Annotated in this window: 2 protein-coding genes; both read left to right on the top strand. The window is 76.2% G+C overall.

The features are described 5' to 3' along the window. Positions 1–9,920, top strand: a 9,920-nt coding sequence (locus tag ABD308_RS13640) for an SDR family NAD(P)-dependent oxidoreductase (RefSeq protein WP_344333130.1), incomplete at its 5' end; no start/stop codon positions are given. A gap of 13 nt (positions 9,921–9,933) precedes the next feature. Then, positions 9,934–17,675, top strand: a 7,742-nt coding sequence (locus ABD308_RS13635) for a type I polyketide synthase (RefSeq protein ID WP_425554760.1), incomplete at its 3' end; no start/stop codon positions are given.

Below are 17,675 nucleotides of genomic sequence, written 5' to 3'. Positions count from 1 at the left end.
ACTGGGACGACCCGGAACTGCAGGACCCGGCCCAGCTCGCCGAAGCCCTCGGGGTCGGCCGGGAAGCCCTGGACGAAGTCCTGCCCGCGCTGGCGATCTGGCGCTCCGTCAGGAGTCGTGAACGGAGGGCGGACTCCTGGCGCTACCACGTCGCCTGGGCGCCCCTGTCGGTCGCGCCGGCGGACGGCCTCCCCGGTCGCTGGCTCGCCGTGCGTCCCGAGGGCGAGGACGCGGCGGCCGTCCTGGACACCCTCGGCGAGGCCGGAGCCGACCTCCTCCCGTGCGTCGTCGCCGATCCGGGCGCGACCCGCGAACAACTGGCCGCCCTGCTGGCGAAGACCGCCGGGGAGCAGCCGATCGCCGGCGTGCTGTCCCTGCTGTCCTGGGAGGAGCGCCCCCATCCCGACCACCTCGACCTGCCCGGTGGTCCGGCGCTGACCCTCGCGCTGGCCCAGGCGCTGGAGGACGCGGGCGTCCACGGCCGGCTCTGGACGCTGACGAAGGGAACGGCGGTCCTGGGCGGCGCGGAGCGGCCCGGACACGTCGGTCAGGCCGCGTCCGCCGCCCTGGGCCGCACGCTGGCACTGGAGCACCCGCATCGCCGCGGCGGTCTGATCGACCTGCCCGAGGTGCTGGACGTTCGGGCCGCCCGCCGCCTGTGCGCGGTGCTCGCGGGAGCCGCGGCCGACGAGGAACAGGTGGCGGTGCGCTCCACCGGGGTCCACGGACGCCGTCTCCGCCCCGCGTCGTCCGTGCCGCCGAAAGCCCGTCAGGGTGGTGCGGCCGTGCGGAAGCGACCGCGATGGCAGGGCACCGTCCTCGTCACCGGTGGCACCGGTGGCGTCGGCTCGCACACGGCGCGCTGGCTCGCGGGCCAGGGCGCGGAGCGGCTGCTGCTGGTCAGCCGCCGCGGCGCCGACGCACCCGGTACGGACGCGCTGCGGACGGAACTGACGGCGCTGGGCGCCGAAGTGGCCTTCGCGGCCTGCGACGTCGCCGACCCGGCCGCACTGGCGGTGCTGGTCGCCGCCATCCCGGCGCGGTACCCGCTGTCCGCCGTCATCCACGCGGCAGGCGTCCTCGACGACGGTGTGCTCGACGCGATGGACCCCGCGCGGCTCGCCGTGGTGATGCGCGCCAAGCTGACCGCCGCGCGGAACCTGCACGAGGCCACCACGGGTCTCGACCTGTCGGCCTTCGTGGTGTTCTCGTCCGTGATGGGCGTCGTGGGCAACGCCGGGCAGGGCAACTACGCGGCCGCCAACGCGGCCGTCGACGCACTCGTCGCCGCCCGCCGGGCCGCCGGGCTGCCCGGCACGTCCGTGGCCTGGGGCGCCTGGGCCGGGCCGGGCATGCTGGCGGACGAGGTCGCCGCACGGCTGCGGGACTTCGGCATGCCGGTGATGGAGCCCGAAACGGCCGTCACCGCGATCGGCCGGGCACTCGCGGAGGACGACGAGCTGGTCGTGGTCGCCGACGTCGACTGGAGGCGCTTCACCGAGGGCAGGGGCCGGTGGACCGCCGCCCTCCTCCACGGGATGCCGGACCCGGCTGCCGAGAGGCCCGTCGCGGACACCACCGCACCGTCGGCGGCCCGGGAAGGCGGCGACTCCGCCGACGCCCTGCGGCAGCGGATCGCCGGACAGCCGCGCCACGAGGACCGGGTCAGGACCCTCACCGAACTGGTCCGCACCCACGCGGCGACGGTCCTGCGCCACCCCGACGTCGACACGGTCCAGCCCGCAAAGGCGTTCTCCGCGCTCGGCTTCGACTCGCTGACGGCGGTGGAGCTGCGCAACCGGCTCGCCGCCGTCACCGGACTGGCCCTGCCCGCCACCGTCCTGTTCGACCATCCCACACCGTCGGCACTGGCCGACCGGCTGATCGCGGACCTGGACCTGCCGGACGCCGCGAGCGGCACCGCCGGGCCCGCCGGCTCCGTCGACGCCGGGGCGAGCCCGGCGGCGGCACCCGGCGGCAACGAGCCGATCGCGATCGTCGGCATGGGCTGCCGCTTCCCCGGCGGGGTCGCAGGGCCCGAGGACTTCTGGCACCTGCTCTCGAAGGGCACCGACGCCGTCGGCGACTGGCCGTCGAACCGGGGCTGGGACACCGAGGGGCTGTACGACCCCGACCCCGACCACGCCGGCACCACGTACAGCATGCAGGGCGGGTTCCTGCACGACGCCCCCGAGTTCGACGCGGAGTTCTTCGGCATCTCGCCGCGCGAGGCCCTGGCCATGGACCCGCAGCAGCGGCTGCTCCTGGAGACCGCCTGGGAGGCGGTCGAGGGCTCCGGGCAGGACCCGACCGCGCTGAAGGACCGGCAGGTCGGCGTCTACATCGGCACCAACGGCCAGGACTACTCCGCGCTGCTGCAGGGCGCCGAGGGTGTGTCCGAGGGCCATCTGCTGACCGGGAACACGGCCAGCGTGCTGTCCGGGCGGCTGTCCTACGTCCTCGGCCTCCAGGGACCCTCGCTCACCGTCGACACCGCGTGCTCCTCGTCGCTGGTGGCGCTCCACCTGGCCGTACAGGCACTGCGGCGCGGCGACTGCGAGCAGGCCCTCGCGGGCGGGGTGACGGTGATGAGCACCCCGCGGCTCTTCGTGGAGTTCAGCCGTCAGCGCGGGCTCGCCGCCGACGGACGGTGCAAGGCGTTCTCGGCGGACGCGGACGGCACGGGCTGGGGCGAGGGCGCCGGAGTGCTGCTGCTGGAGCGCCACAGCGACGCCCTGCGCCACGGCCACCCCGTACTCGCGCTGGTCAGCGGCACCGCCGTGAACCAGGACGGCGCCAGCAACGGGCTCACCGCCCCCAACGGCCCGTCCCAGCAGCAGGTCATCCGCGCCGCGCTGGCCGACGCCGCGCTGCGCGCCGACCAGATCGACGCGATCGAGGCCCACGGCACCGGCACGAAGCTCGGCGACCCCATCGAAGCGCAGGCGCTCCAGGCCGTCCACGGGCCGGCGCGCCCGGCGGACCGGCCGCTGTGGCTCGGCTCCGTGAAGTCGAACATCGGGCACACCCAGGCGGCGGCCGGGGTGGCCGGAGTGATGAAGATGGTGCTGGCCATCCGCCACGGCGAACTGCCGGGAACCCTGCACACCGGGACGCCGAACCCGCACGTCGACTGGTCCGACGGCGCCATCCGCCTGCTCACCGCGCACACCCCGTGGCCGGAGACCGGGAACCCGCGCCGGGCAGGCGTGTCGTCGTTCGGCATCAGCGGCACCAACGTGCACGCGATCATCGAGCAGGCACCCGCCATCGCGGTCGCGCCCGCCCCGGAGCGGACCGGCACCTCGGCCGTGCCCGCCCCGGACACCGCCACGGCCGCCACCGCGCGCCGGGCCGCCCCGCCCGTGCCGCTGCTGCTCTCGGCCGGCACACCGGAGGCCCTGCGGGCACAGGCCGGCCGGCTGGTGAGCCGGCTCGACGCCGACCCGGACGCCGAACTGGCGGACGTCGCCTACTCGCTCGCCACAGGACGGGCCCCGCTCGAACACCGGGCCGCCGTCCTGGGACGGGACCGGGCATCCGTCCGACGCTCGCTCACCGCACTCGCGCGCGGCACGGCAGCGGGCCACCTGCTCACCGGGGACGCCGTACGCTCCGGCCGGACCGCCTTCCTCTTCCCGGGACAGGGCAGCCAGCGGGCCGGAGCCGGTGCGGAGCTCTACCGCGACGACCCGGTGTTCGCCGACGCCCTCGACGAGGTGCTGACCGGCCTGGACCCGCACCTCGACCTGCCCCTGCGCGACATCCTGTTCGCCGAGCCCGGAACCCCCGGTGCGGCGCTGCTCGACCGCACCCGGTACACCCAGCCCGCGTTGTTCGCCCTGGAGACGGCGCTGTTCCGGCTCGTGCAGCACTGGGGTGTGCGGCCCGACCTGCTGATGGGGCACTCCGTCGGCGAACTCGCCGCCGCCCACGCGGCGGGCGTGCTGGACCTGGCCGATGCCTGCGCGCTGGTAGCGGCCCGGGGCCGGCTGATGGGCGAACTGCCCGAGGGCGGGGCGATGGTGGCGGTGGAGGCCGCCGAGGAGGAAGTGCGCCAGGCCCTGCTGGACGACCGCACCGGGCACCCCGGCCCGGGCCGGGACGCGGTGGACATCGCCGCCGTCAACGGGCCCGCCTCCGTGGTCCTGTCCGGTGACGCGGACGCGGTGCTGCGCCTGGCCGGGGCGTTCCGCTCCCGCGGACGGCGCACCCGCCGGCTGAGCGTGAGCCACGCGTTCCACTCCGCCCGGATGGACGGGATGCTCGACGCGTTCCGGGACGTGGCCGAGTCGCTGACCTACCACGCGTCCGGCATCGAGATCGTCTCCAACCTGACCGGGCGCACGGCCACGGCCGCGGAACTCCGTTCCCCCGACCACTGGGTGCGCCACGTCCGGGGCACCGTGCGCTTCCTGGAAGGGGCCCGCCGGCTGCGGGCCGAGGGCGCGACGACGTACCTCGAACTCGGACCGGGCGGCGTGCTGTCCGGCATGCTCCATGCCTGCCTCTCCGACGACACCCCCGGCCCCGACGCCACCGCCACCCCCGGCGGCCCCGGGACGGTGCCGCTGCTGCGCGACGGCCGAGGCGAGCCGGACGCGGTCCGCACCGCACTCGCCTCGCTGCACCTGCGCGGCGTGGCGGTGGACTGGTCGGCGGGCTGGAGCGGCACCGACGTGCGGCGGGTCGACCTGCCCACCTACGCCTTCCAGCGCAGGCGTTTCTGGCCGGTGGCCGCGCCGGACCCGGCCCCCGCCGCCCGGCGCTCCCGCCGGGAGGCCGAGGTCCCGGCCGGCCCCCGCCGCTACCGCATCGCATGGGAGCCGCTCACCGCGCCCGCGCAGCCCCGGCTCTCCGGCCGCTGGCTGCTCGTCACCCCGGACGGACCCGGCGCCGAGGACACCGCACTCGCCTGCGAACAGGCACTCGCCGGCCACGGCGCCGAGGTGGCCGTGATCCGGGTCGGGGCCGCCGTCGAACGCGCCGAACTGGCTTCGCTGCTCCCGGAGTTCGGCTCCTTGGAGGGCGTCCTGTCGCTGCTGGCCCTGGCCCGGGGCCCCCGCCCGGGCCTGCCGGTGCTCGACGCCTGCCTGAGCGGGACCCTGCTGCTGCTCCAGGCCCTGGGCGACAGCGGCATCGACGCACCCCTGTGGTGCGCCACCCGCGGCGCCGTGGCAGCCGACGGCACGGAGGAGGTCCGCCCCGAGCAGGCCCAGGTGTGGGGCCTGGGCCGGGTGGCGGCACTGGAGCACCCGCGGCGCTGGGGCGGCCTGGTCGACCTGCCGGACCTGCTGGACGGGCCCGCGCTGGACGGGCTGTGCGCGGTGCTGGCCGGACGGGACGGCGAGGACCAGGTGGCCGTACGCGCGCCGGCACCGATGGGCCGTCGACTCCTCCCCGCGCCGGAACCCGCGACACCCGCGCCCGCACCGTGGACGCCGCGCGGCACGGTCCTCGTCACCGGCGGCACCGGAGGCCTCGGCGCCCAGGTGGCGCGCTGGCTCGCGGAGCGCGGCGCGGAGCACCTCGTCCTCCTCGGCCGGCGGGGCCCCGAGGCCCCCGGAGCCGACGCGCTGGTCGACGCCCTGGCGGCGCTCGGAGCCCGGTGCACCCTCCTGGCCTGCGACGTCGCCGACCGCACTGAGCTGGAACGGGTCCTGGGGCGACTGCGCGACGAGGGCGACACCGTACGGGCCGTGGTGCACACCGCGGGACTCACCTCGGACACCGCGCTGATGGACTGCACGCCGGAGGAACTGGCCCGGCGGACGGCGGCCAAGACGCGCGGGGCGGCCCACCTCGACGCCCTGTTCGAAGACCGCCCGCTGGACGCCTTCGTGCTGTTCTCCTCGATCTCGGGCACCTGGGGCAGCGGTGGCCAGGGCGCCTACGCGGCGGCCAACGCCTACCTGGACGGCCTCGCCGCGGCGAGGCGCGGCCGGGGCCTGACGGCGACCTCGGTGGCCTGGGGCCCCTGGGCCGGCGCGGGCATGGCCGAGGGCGCGGTCGGCGACGGCCTGCGCCGCCACGGGCTGGTGCCGATGGCCCCCGCGGCGGCGCTCTCCGCGCTCGGCCTGGCGCTGGCCCTGGACGAGGGCGAACCGGTCGTCGTCGCGCTGGACTGGAGCCGCTTCGCGCCCCTCTTCGGTTCGGTGAGGGACAGCGCGCTGCTGCGCGGCCTTCCGGCCGCCCAGGGGTTCCGGGCGGCGGACGGCGGCCCGGCTGCCGCGGACACCTCCGCCGGGTCCGGACCCGGTACGGGGGGCGGCGACCCGTCGTGGCTGCACCGGCTGCGTCGGCTGTCCGAGCCGGAGGGCCGCAAACTGCTGACGGAGCTGGTCCGGAGCGAGGCGGCCGCCGTGCTGGGCCACGACTCGGCCGCCGGCTTCCAGGCCGACCGCCCGTTCCGCGAGGTGGGCTTCGACTCGCTCACCGCCGTGGAACTGCGCAACCGGCTGGTCGCGGCCACCGCTCTGCCGCTCGCGCTCACCTCCGTCTTCGACCACCCGACGGCGGCCGACCTCGCCGCGCACCTCTTCGCCGGGCTGGGCGGCACGGCACCGGACGCCGCCGGCGCGACCGGCCCGGCCGCGCCGGACTCCGCGCCCGGGGCGGCCGACGAACCCCTGGCGATCGTCTCGATGGCCTGCCGGTTCCCGGGCGGCGTCCGCTCGCCCGAGGACCTGTGGCGACTGGTGGCCGACGGAGTGGACGCGGTCGCCGCGCTGCCCGCCGACCGCGGCTGGCCGCTGGACACCCTCTACGACCCGGACCCCCTGCACCCGGGCACCTTCTACACCACCGGCGGCGGATTCCTGGACGGGGCGGCCGAGTTCGACGCGGAGTTCTTCGGCATCTCCCCGCGCGAGGCCCTGGCCATGGACCCCCAGCAGCGACTGCTCCTCGAAACCAGCTGGGAGGCACTGGAGCGGGCCGGACTCGACCCCGCGTCGGTCCGCGGCAGCGAGGGCGGCGTCTACGTCGGCGTCGCCGCCCAGGGCTACGGCACCGGCCCGCAGGACCCGTCCGACGACGTCGAGGGGCACCTGCTCAGCGGCACGGTCACCAGCGTCGCCTCCGGCCGCATCGCCTACACCCTCGGGCTCGGCGGCCCCGCCGTGACCGTGGAAACGGCCTGCTCGTCCTCGCTGGTGGCCCTGCACCTGGCCGGCCAGGCACTGCGCGCCGGCGACTGCTCGTTCGCCCTGGTCGGCGGCGCCGCGGTGATGGCGAGCCCGGACGTCTTCGTCGAGTTCAGCCGTCAGCAGGGACTGTCGCCCGACGGCCGCTGCCGCTCCTTCGCCGAAGGGGCGAACGGCACGGGCTGGGGCGAAGGGGTGGGCGTCCTGCTCGTGGAGCGCCTCTCCGACGCGCGCCGCCTCGGGCATCCGGTCCTCGCCCTGGTACGCGGCACCGCGGTGAACCAGGACGGTGCCAGCAACGGCCTCACCGCCCCGAGCGGCCCCGCGCAGCAGCGGGTGATCAGGGCCGCGCTGGCCACGGCGGGACTGTCCGGCGCCGAGATCGACCTGGTCGAGGCGCACGGCACCGGCACCGTCCTCGGCGACCCCATCGAGGCGCAGGCCCTGCTGGCCACCTACGGCCAGGACCGGCCCGCCGACCGCCCGCTGTGGCTGGGGTCGCTGAAGTCCAACATCGGGCACACCCAGGCCGCCGCCGGGGTCGCCGGGGTCATCAAGACGGTGCTCGCCCTGCGCAACGGCGTGCTCCCCGGCACCCTGCACGCACAGGAGGCGTCCAGCCGGGTGGACTGGTCGGCCGGCGCGGTCCGGCTGCTCGCGGACGCCCGCCCCTGGGACGCCCCGGACGGGGACCGGCCGCGCCGGGCCGGCGTCTCCGCGTTCGGCATGAGCGGCACCAACGCCCACGCCGTCCTGGAGGAGGCACCCGCCGCCGCCCCGCGGCCCGAGGGCACGGACGGCGAACCGTCCGAGGACACCGGGGCGACGGTTCCGTGGCTGCTCTCCGCCATGACCCCCGCGGCCCTGCGCCGACAGGCGGGCCGACTGGGCGAGCACCTGCGGGCCGACCACGACGGGGGCGCCGCCGCCCTGGCCCGCGCGCTCGCCACCACCCGCCCGGCCCTGCCCTTCCGAGCGGCCGCCACCGGCCGCGACCGTGACGCGCTCCTCGGCTGGCTGGACGCCCTCGCGGCGGGAGAACCCGCGCCCGACGCCGTGCAGGACCGGGCGCGCGGCGGCCGTACGGCCTTCGTCTTCCCCGGCCAGGGTTCGCAGTGGGCCGGCATGGCCGTGGCGGCCCTCGACACCTCCGAGGCGTTCGCCGCCGCCATCGCGGACTGCGAACGGGCGCTCGCGCCGCACACCGACTGGTCCCTGACCGAGGTGCTGCGCGGCGCGCCCGGCGCACCGACGCTCGACCGCGTGGACGTCGTCCAGCCGGTGCTCTTCGCCGTGATGGTCGCGCTGGCCGCGCACTGGCGCGACACCGGGGTCACCCCGGACGCGGTCGTCGGGCACAGCCAGGGCGAGATCGCCGCCGCCCACGTCGCCGGAGCGCTGTCGCTGGACGACGCGGCCCTCGTGGTGGCGCTGCGCAGCCGGGCGCTGCTGAGGCTGGCGGGACGCGGCGGCATGGTGTCGGTCGCCGCCTCCGCCGAGCGGACCACCAGCCTGCTGCCCGCCGGCTCAGGCGTGTGCGTGGCCGCGGTGAACGGCCCCGAGGCCGTGGTCGTCGCCGGGGAGCCCGAGGAGCTGGCCGCCCTGCTCGCGGCCTGCGACCGGGAAGGCGTACGGGCCAAGGCGATCCCGGTGGACTACGCGGCCCACTCGGCCCAGGTCGCCGAGGTCGAGGACGAACTGCGCGAAGCCCTCGCCGGGATCCGCCCCCGCGCCTCGGCCGTCCCGCTCTACTCGACGGTGACCGGCGAGCCGGTCGCCGGGGAATCGCTCGACGCCGCCTACTGGTACCGCAACCTGCGCGAGCCGGTCGACTTCGTCGGAGCGACGCGCGCCCTGCTGGAGGCGGGCCACACCCTGCTCGTCGAGGTCAGCCCGCATCCGGTGCTGCTCGCCGGGATCGAGGCGGTGGCCGCGGAGGCCGGGCGGGAGGTGGCGGCGGTCGGCACGCTGCGGCGCGGCGACGGCGGCCGGGACCGGCTGCTGGCCTCACTGACCGAGGCGTGGGCGGCCGGCGGCGGTCCGGTGGACTGGTCGCCCTGGACGGGGGCCCCCGGGCCGGGCGGCCCGGCACCCGTCCTGCTGCCGACGTACTCCTTCCAGCGCGACCGGTACTGGCTGCCCACCCCGGGCCGGACGGCCGCCGCGGTCACCACCAGGGTGCCGGCCGAGGAGACTCCGGAGGCCGCGGGCGACGAGGACGGTACCCCCGCCGCACGACTGGCCGCCCGGCTGGCCCCACTGGACCGGCCGGCACGCCGTCAAGTGGTGCTCGACCTGGTCATCCGGCACGCGGCCGCGGTCCTCGGCCATACCGGAGCCGGTCCGGTGCGCCCGGAACGCGCCTTCTCCGAGGTCGGCTTCGACTCGATGCTCGCGGTGCGGTTCAGGAACGCGCTGTGCGAGGCCACCGGGCTGACCGTCCCGCCGACGGTGGTCTTCGACCACCCGACGCCCGAGGCGCTGGCCGCCTACCTGGACGCGGAGCTGTCCGCCGCACCCGAACCCCCCTCGCCGCTGCTGGCCGAACTGGACCGGCTGGCCGCGCTCCTCGCGGCCGTCCCGCCCGGAGCGGCCGGCACCGACGGGGTCGGCGAACGACTGGACGAACTGCTACGCGGCTGGGGCCGGCGCGCCGGCGGACCGGGCGGCGCGGCACCACCGCCCGGACCGGTGGACGACACCGCCACGGCGATGGAAACGGCGACAGCGGACGAGCTGTTCGCCCTGATCGACAACGACTTCGGCAACGCCTGAGAGAGAGCTGGCACTGATGTCCGACGACAAGAAGCTGCTCGACTACCTCAGGCGCGCCACCGCGGACCTCGGTGACGCCCGGAGGCAGCTGCGCGAGGCCGAGCAGGCCCGCCACGAACCGATCGCCATCGTCTCGATGGCCTGCCGCTATCCCGGCGGCGCCAACACGCCGGAACTGCTGTGGGACCTGGTCTCCCGGGGCGCCGACGCGATCTCCGCGTGGCCGGTCAACCGAGGCTGGGACCTGGAGGGCCTCTACGACCCGGACCCCGAGCGGCCCGGAACCTCCTACACCCGGCACGGCGGCTTCCTGCACGACGCCGCCGAGTTCGACGCGGAGTTCTTCGGCATCTCGCCGCGCGAGGCCCTGGCCATGGACCCCCAGCAGCGGCTGGCACTGGAGACCGCCTGGGAGGCGGTCGAGCGGGCCGCGATCGACCCCCGCACGCTGCGGCGCACCGGCACGGGTGTCTTCCTCGGGGCGATCGGCAACGGCTACGGCGCGGGTTCGCGCCACCTCCCCGAGGTCCAGGGCCTGTTGGACACCGGGACCGCGAGCAGTGTGGTCTCCGGCCGGATCGCCTACACCCTGGGCCTCGAAGGGCCGGCGGTGACCGTGGACACGGCCTGCTCCTCCTCCCTGGTCGCCCTGCACCTGGCGATCCGGGCCCTGCGGGCCGGCGACTGCACGCTGGCCCTGGCCGGCGGGGTGTCGGTGATGGCGACCCCCGACCCGTTCGTGGCGTTCAGCCGCCAACGCGCGCTGTCGGCCGACGGCCGCTGCAAGGCGTTCGGGGCCGACGCGGACGGAACCGGCTGGTCCGAGGGCGTCGGCGTCCTGCTGCTGGAGCGCTTGTCGGACGCGCGGCGCAACGGGCACCCGGTGCTGGCCGTCGTCCGGGGTTCGGCCACGAACCAGGACGGTGCGAGCAACGGACTGACCGCGCCGAGCGGTCCGTCGCAGCAGCGGGTGATCCGGGCGGCGCTCGCGGACGCGGGCCTGACGGCGTCCGAGGTGGACGTGGTGGAGGCGCACGGCACCGGCACCACCCTCGGCGACCCGATCGAGGCGCAGGCCCTGCTGGCCACCTACGGCCAGGGGCGGCCCGCCGAACGGCCTTTGTGGCTGGGCTCGTTGAAGTCGAACATCGGCCACACCTCGGCGGCGGCCGGCGTGGGCGGCGTCATCAAGATGGTGCTGGCGATCGAGCACGGCGAACTGCCCAGGACCCTGCACGCGGACCGGCCGACGCCCATGGTGGACTGGTCGTCGGGCGCCGTGGAGGTCCTCTGCGAGGCCCGCGCCTGGGACGACGCGGGACGCCCGCGCCGGGCGGGCGTGTCCGCCTTCGGCGTCAGCGGCACCAACGCCCACCTGATCCTGGAACAGGCCCCGGCGGAGGAAGCCGAACCGGTGGCCGACGCCGCGGCCGGCGGCGACGCGTACCCGCTGCCCTGGGCGCTGTCGGGGCGCACCGACGAGGCGCTGCGCGACCAGGCGGCCCGGCTGCTGGCACACCTGAGCGCCGACCCCGCACCCCTGCGGGCCGCCGACACCGGCCGCGCCCTCGCCCTCACGCGGACCGCCTTCGAACGGCGCGCCGTGGTGGTGGGCACCGACCCGGACCGGCTGCTCGACGGCGTGAAGGCGCTGGCGGAGGGCCGCTCGGTGCCGGGGCTGGTACAGGGCGACGGTGTGTCCTCGGGCCGTTCGGTGCTGGTGTTCCCGGGTCAGGGTTCGCAGTGGGTCGGGATGGCCGCGGAACTGCTGGCCGAATCGGCTGTGTTCGCGGGGCGGATGGCCGAGTGCGAGCGTGCGCTGGCGCCTTACGTGGACTGGTCGTTGGCGGAGGCGCTGGGCTCGGAGGCCCTGCTGGCGCGGGTCGACGTGGTGCAGCCGGTGCTGTGGGCCGTGATGGTGTCGCTGGCGGAGGTGTGGCGTTCGTTCGGTGTGGTTCCGGACGCGGTGGTGGGCCACTCCCAGGGTGAGATCGCCGCGGCCGTGGTGGCGGGTGGTCTGAGCATCGACGACGGGGCGCGGGTGGTCGCGCTGCGTTCCCGTGCGGTGGGTGCGTTGGCGGGCCGTGGCGGGATGGCGTCGGTTCCCCTGCCGGTCGAGGTGGTGCGGGAGCGGATCGCGGGCCGGTTGTCGGTGGCGGCGGTGAACGGTCCGTCGTCGACGGTGGTGTCGGGCGACGCGGACGCGGTGGCGGCACTGGTGGAGGCCCTGGTCGGGGAGGGGGTGCGGGCGCGGTTGATCGAGGTCGACTACGCGTCGCACTCCGCGCACGTCGAGGAGGTCCGCGAGCAGCTGCTCTCCGACCTGGACGGCATCACACCCCTGTCCGGCACGGTGCCGTTCCTTTCGACGGTGACGGGCGGCTGGCTGGACACGAAGTCCCTGGACACCGAGTACTGGTACCGCAACCTGCGGGAGACCGTCGAGTTCGAGCAGGCCACGGCGGCGCTGCTGGGGGAGGGCTTCCGGTTCTTCGTCGAGTCCAGCCCGCACCCCGTGCTCACCTTCGGCGTCCAGCAGACCGCCGACGCGGCCGACACCGCCGGCTCCGCGCAGGGCCCCGCCGTGGTCATGGGCACGCTGCGGCGCGGCGAGGGCGGCCTCGACCGCTTCCTGACGTCCCTGGGAGAGGCCCACGCGGGCGGCCTGTCGCCCGACTGGGACCGGGTGTTCGCCGGACACCGTCCGGACGGCGTCTCCCTGCCCACCTACCCCTTCCAGCGTCGCCCGTACTGGCTGGAGGACACCGGCCCCGCGGCGGGCGGTCCTTCCGGAACGTCCTCGGAGGGCGACGACTTCTGGGAGGCCCTGGGCGGAGGCGACCTGGACCGGTTCACCACGGCCCTGGGGGTGACGCCCGAGGACCCGTTGAACGTGGTGCTCCCCGCGCTCGCCACCTGGCGCACCGAGCGCACCGAGCGTTCGGTGGTCGACTCCTGGCGCTACCGCGTGACCTGGCGAGCCCTGCCCGAGGGGCCCCCGGTCGCACTGGACGGCAACTGGCTCGTGCTGTCGTCGGACGGTCGGCCCGAGGACGGGGCACGCCGATCGGAGACGACCGTCCAGGTCATGGAGCAGGCCGGGGCTTCGGTGGTCCACCTGCGGGTCGCCGAGGCGGAGGCCGACCGCGCCGCGCTGGCCCACCGGGTTCGCGCGTCCCTCGACGCGCTGCCCGGCCCGGTGACGGGAGTGCTGTCGCTGCTGGGCCTCGACGAGCGCCCGCACTCGGCGCACCCCTCCGTCCCGCTGGGCACCGCGCTCAGCCTGGCCCTGGTGCAGGCCCTCGGCGACGCCGGGATCGACGCGCCCCTGTGGTGGGCGACCCGGGGTGCGGTGTCGGTCGGGGGCACGGACACCGGGAGCGCGGTCAGCGCCGCGCAGAACCTGCTCTGGGGTCTGGGCCGGGTCGCCGCGCTGGAGTTCCCGCAGCGCTGGGGCGGTCTGATCGACCTCCCGGAGGTCCTGGACGCGGACACCGCCCCGCAGCTGTGCCGGGTGCTGGCCGGCGGCGCCGGGGACGAGGACCAGATCGCCGTACGGGCCACCGGCTGCCACGGCCGGCGGCTGGTCCGGTCCGCCCTGGGCGACACCGCGCCGCGGCGGAGCTGGCGGCCCGGCGGCACCGTGCTGATCACCGGTGGTACCGGCGGGATCGGCGCGCAGATCGCGCGCTGGCTGGCGCGGCGGGGAGCCGCGCACCTGGTGCTGGTCAGCCGGCGCGGCGCGGATGCGCCGGGTGCGCCGGAGCTCTCCGAGGAACTGGCCGCCCTCGGCACCCGGGTCACCCTGGCCTCGTGCGACGTCGCCGACCTGGAGGCCCTGCGCGAGCTCAAGGACGGCCTCGAACAGGACGGCCACCGGATCAGCACCGTCTTCCACGCCGCAGGGGCCGGGCTGCTGGTGCCACTGCCCGACACCGACGCGGACGAGTTCGCCGACACCTTCCACGCCAAGGTCGGCGGGGCCAGGAACCTGGACCTGCTCTTCGACCGGGACACGCTCGACGCGTTCGTGCTGTTCTCCTCCATCTCCGCGGTGTGGGGCAGCGCCGTCCACGGCGCCTACGCCGCCGCCAACGCCTACCTCGACGGCCTCGCCGAGGACCGCAGGAGCCGCGGCCTCGCCGCGACCTCCGTGGTGTGGGGCATCTGGAGCCCCGAGGACGGGGCCGGCGGGATGGCGGCCGAACTGGCGGAGGAGACCCTGCGCGGCCACGGCGTGCTCTTCATGCCGCCCGCGGTCGCGATCACCGGGCTCCAGCAGGTCCTGGACCACGACGAGACGGTGGTCGTGGTCGCCGACATCGACTGGGACCGCTTCGCGACGGTCTTCACCTCGGCCCGCCCCAGCCCGCTGATCGGGGAACTCCCCGAGGTGCGCACCGCGCTGGCCGCCGAACCGGAGACCGGTGGGACCGGGGCCGAGGGAACGCCCTCGGCGCTGCGCGACCGGCTGGTGCCGCTCCCGGCGGCCGAGCGGACCCGGGTGCTGGTCGACCTGGTCCGGACCCACGCGGCCGCCGTCCTCGGCCACGACTCGCCGGACGCGGTCGCCCCCGGCCGTGCCTTCCGCGACCTGGGCTTCGACTCCCTGACCGCCGTGGACATGCGCAACCGGCTCAACACCGCCACCGGCCTGCGGCTCCCGGTCACCGTCGTCTTCGACTACTCGTCGGCGACCGCGCTCGCCCGGCGCGTGGAGACCGAACTGCTGGGCGTCGCCGAGGAACCCGCCACCGTCCGGCCGCTCCCGTCGGCGGCACCCGCCGCGGACGACGACCCCGTCGTGATCGTCTCCATGAGCTGCCGCTACCCCGGCGGCGTACGCACCCCCGAGGACCTGTGGCGCCTGGTCGCCGACGGACGCGACGCCGTCTCCGGGCTGCCGTCCGACCGGGGCTGGGACCTCGACGCGCTGTACGACGCGGACCCTGACCGGCCCGGCAGGAGCTACGCCGCCGCGGGCGGATTCGTCAGGGACGCGGACCGTTTCGACCCCGGGTTCTTCGGGATCTCGCCGCGCGAGGCCCTGGCCATGGACCCGCAGCAGCGACTGCTGCTCGAAACCTCCTGGGAGGCGATCGAGCGCGCCGGCATCGACCCGGCGTCCCTGCACGGCACCCCGACCGGTGTCTTCGCCGGCGCCTCCTACCAGGGCTACGGCGGCACCCTGCGCGACGTCCCCGAGGAACTGGAGGGCCTGTTCATCGCGGGCATCTCCACCAGCGTCCTGTCCGGGCGGGTCGCCTACCAACTCGGCCTCCAGGGGCCCGCCGTGACCGTGGACACGGCCTGCTCCTCGTCCCTGGTGGCGGTCCACCTCGCCGCGCAGTCGCTGCGCTCGGGCGAATGCGCGCTGGCCCTGGCGGGGGGCGCCACCGTGATGGGCACCCCGCTGTCGTTCACCGGCTTCAGCCGGCAGCGCGGGCTCGCCGAGGACGGGCGCTGCAAGTCCTTCGCCGCCTCGGCGGACGGCTTCGGCATGGCCGAGGGCGTGGGCCTGCTGCTCCTGGAACGGCTCTCGGACGCCCGCCGCAACGGCCACCCGGTGCTCGCGGTGCTGCGCGGCTCGGCGATCAACCAGGACGGCGCGAGCAACGGGCTGACCGCGCCCAGCGGCCTGGCCCAGCAGCGGGTGATCCGCGACGCGCTGGCGAACGCCCGGCTGACGGCCGCCGACGTGGACGCCGTCGAGGCGCACGGCACCGGCACCCGGCTGGGCGACCCGATCGAGGCCGACGCGCTGCTGGCCACCTACGGCCAGGACCGGCCGGCCGACCGGCCGGTGTGGCTCGGGTCGCTGAAGTCGAACATCGGGCACACCCAGGCCGCCGCCGGAGTCGGCGGCATCATCAAGATGGTGCTGGCGATGGGGCACGGCGAGCTGCCGCGGACCCTGCACATCGACCGGCCGTCCCCGAACGTCGACTGGACGGCGGGCGCCGTCGCCCTGCTGACCGAGGCCACCCCCTGGCCGGAGACGGGACGGCCGCGCCGGGCCGGCGTGTCCTCGTTCGGCCTGAGCGGCACCAACGCCCACGTCGTCATCGAGCAGCCGCCCGCCGAGCCCGAGCCCGCACCCGTTCCCGTGCCCCCGTCCGTGCCCGGGGCGTCCGCCGTCCCGTGGGTCCTGTCCGGGCGGACCGCCGAGGCGGTGAAGGCCCAGGCGGAGCGGCTGCACGCGTACCTGACGGAGCACCCGGAGCTGTCGTCCGTCGACGTCGGTCACTCCCTGGCCACCACCAGGACCGCCTTCGAGCACCGCGCGGCCGTCGTCGCCGACGACCGCGCGGCCCTGCTGGGCGGCCTGGCCGCGCTGGCCGCGGGAGACCGCGCACCCGGCCTGGTCGAAGGCGCCGTCGCCCGATCGGCCCGGACCGTCTTCGTCTTCCCCGGCCAGGGATCGCAGTGGGCCGGCATGGCCCGGGAACTGCTCGACCACGCCCCGGCCTTCGCCGACCGGATCGCGGCCTGCGCACGCGCCCTGGCCCCGCACCTGGACTGGTCGCTGCTCTCGGTCCTGCGGGACGAGCCCGACGCGCCCCCGCTGGACCGGGTGGACGTGGTGCAGCCGGTGCTGTGGGCGGTGATGGTGTCGCTGGCCGAGCTGTGGCGGGCGCACGGGATCGTCCCGGACGCCGTGGTCGGACATTCCCAGGGGGAGATCGCCGCCGCCTGCGTGGCCGGCGCGCTCTCGCTGGACGACGCGGCCCGGATCGTCGCCCTGCGCAGCCGGGCCCTGCTGGCCCTGACCGGACGCGGCGGCATGCTGTTCGTGCCGCAGCCGGTCGAAGCCGTCCGCGAAGCACTGTCCGCCCACGACGGGGAACTCGACGTCGCCGCGGTCAACGGGCCGACGTCGGTGACGGTCTCCGGCGACCCGGCGGCACTGGAACGACTGCGCGAGCAGTACTCCGAGGCCGGCGTCCTGACCTGGCCGGTCCCCGGCGTGGACTTCGCCGGACACTCGCCCCAGGTGGAGGAGCTCCGGGAGGAACTGCTCACCCTCCTCGGCGGCACCGCGCCGCGGACGTCCGGCATTCCGTTCTACTCCACGGTCAGCGGCGGCCCCGTGGACACCCTGGGCCTGGACGCCGCGTACTGGTACGAGAACCTGCGCCGTCCGGTCGAGTTCGGACGGGCGGTCGACGCGCTCATCGCCGACGGGTACCACACCTTTGTCGAGTGCAGCACCCACCCCGCGCTGACCGTCTGGCTCCAGCAGGCCGTCGAAGCGGCCGGAGCCGGCGGCGGAGCCGTCGTCGGCACCCTGCGGCGCGCCGAGGGCGGCCCCGGCCGCTTCCTCGCCGCGCTCACCGAACTCCACGTCCGCGGACTGCCGGTGGACTGGGGCACGGTGTTCGCCGGAACCGGCGCGCGCAAGCGGCCCCTGCCCACCTACGCCTTCCAGCAGCAGCGCTACTGGCTGGACACCACCCCCGGCCGGCCCGCCGACGCCCTGACCGGCACCGACGCCCTGACCGGCGCCGGCCCGGCCGACTCCGGCTTCTGGGAGGCGGTCGACCACGGGGACCTGGACGCCCTCGCCACCACCCTGCGGGTCGAGGACGGGGAACTGAGGGCCTCCCTCGCCTCCCTGGTGCCCACCCTCGCCGAGTGGGCGCGCGGCCGGGCCGGCGACCGGACCGCCGACAGCTGGCGCTACCGGGTCACCTGGAAGCCCCTGCCGGCACCCGAGCGGCCCCGGCTCACCGGCAGCTGGCTCGTCGTCGCCCC

Source organism: Kitasatospora putterlickiae, from assembly GCF_039527695.1.
In the GTDB taxonomy this organism is placed as follows: Bacteria; Actinomycetota; Actinomycetes; order Streptomycetales; family Streptomycetaceae; genus Kitasatospora; species Kitasatospora putterlickiae.
This window is presented reverse-complemented; position numbering and strand designations above follow the sequence as displayed.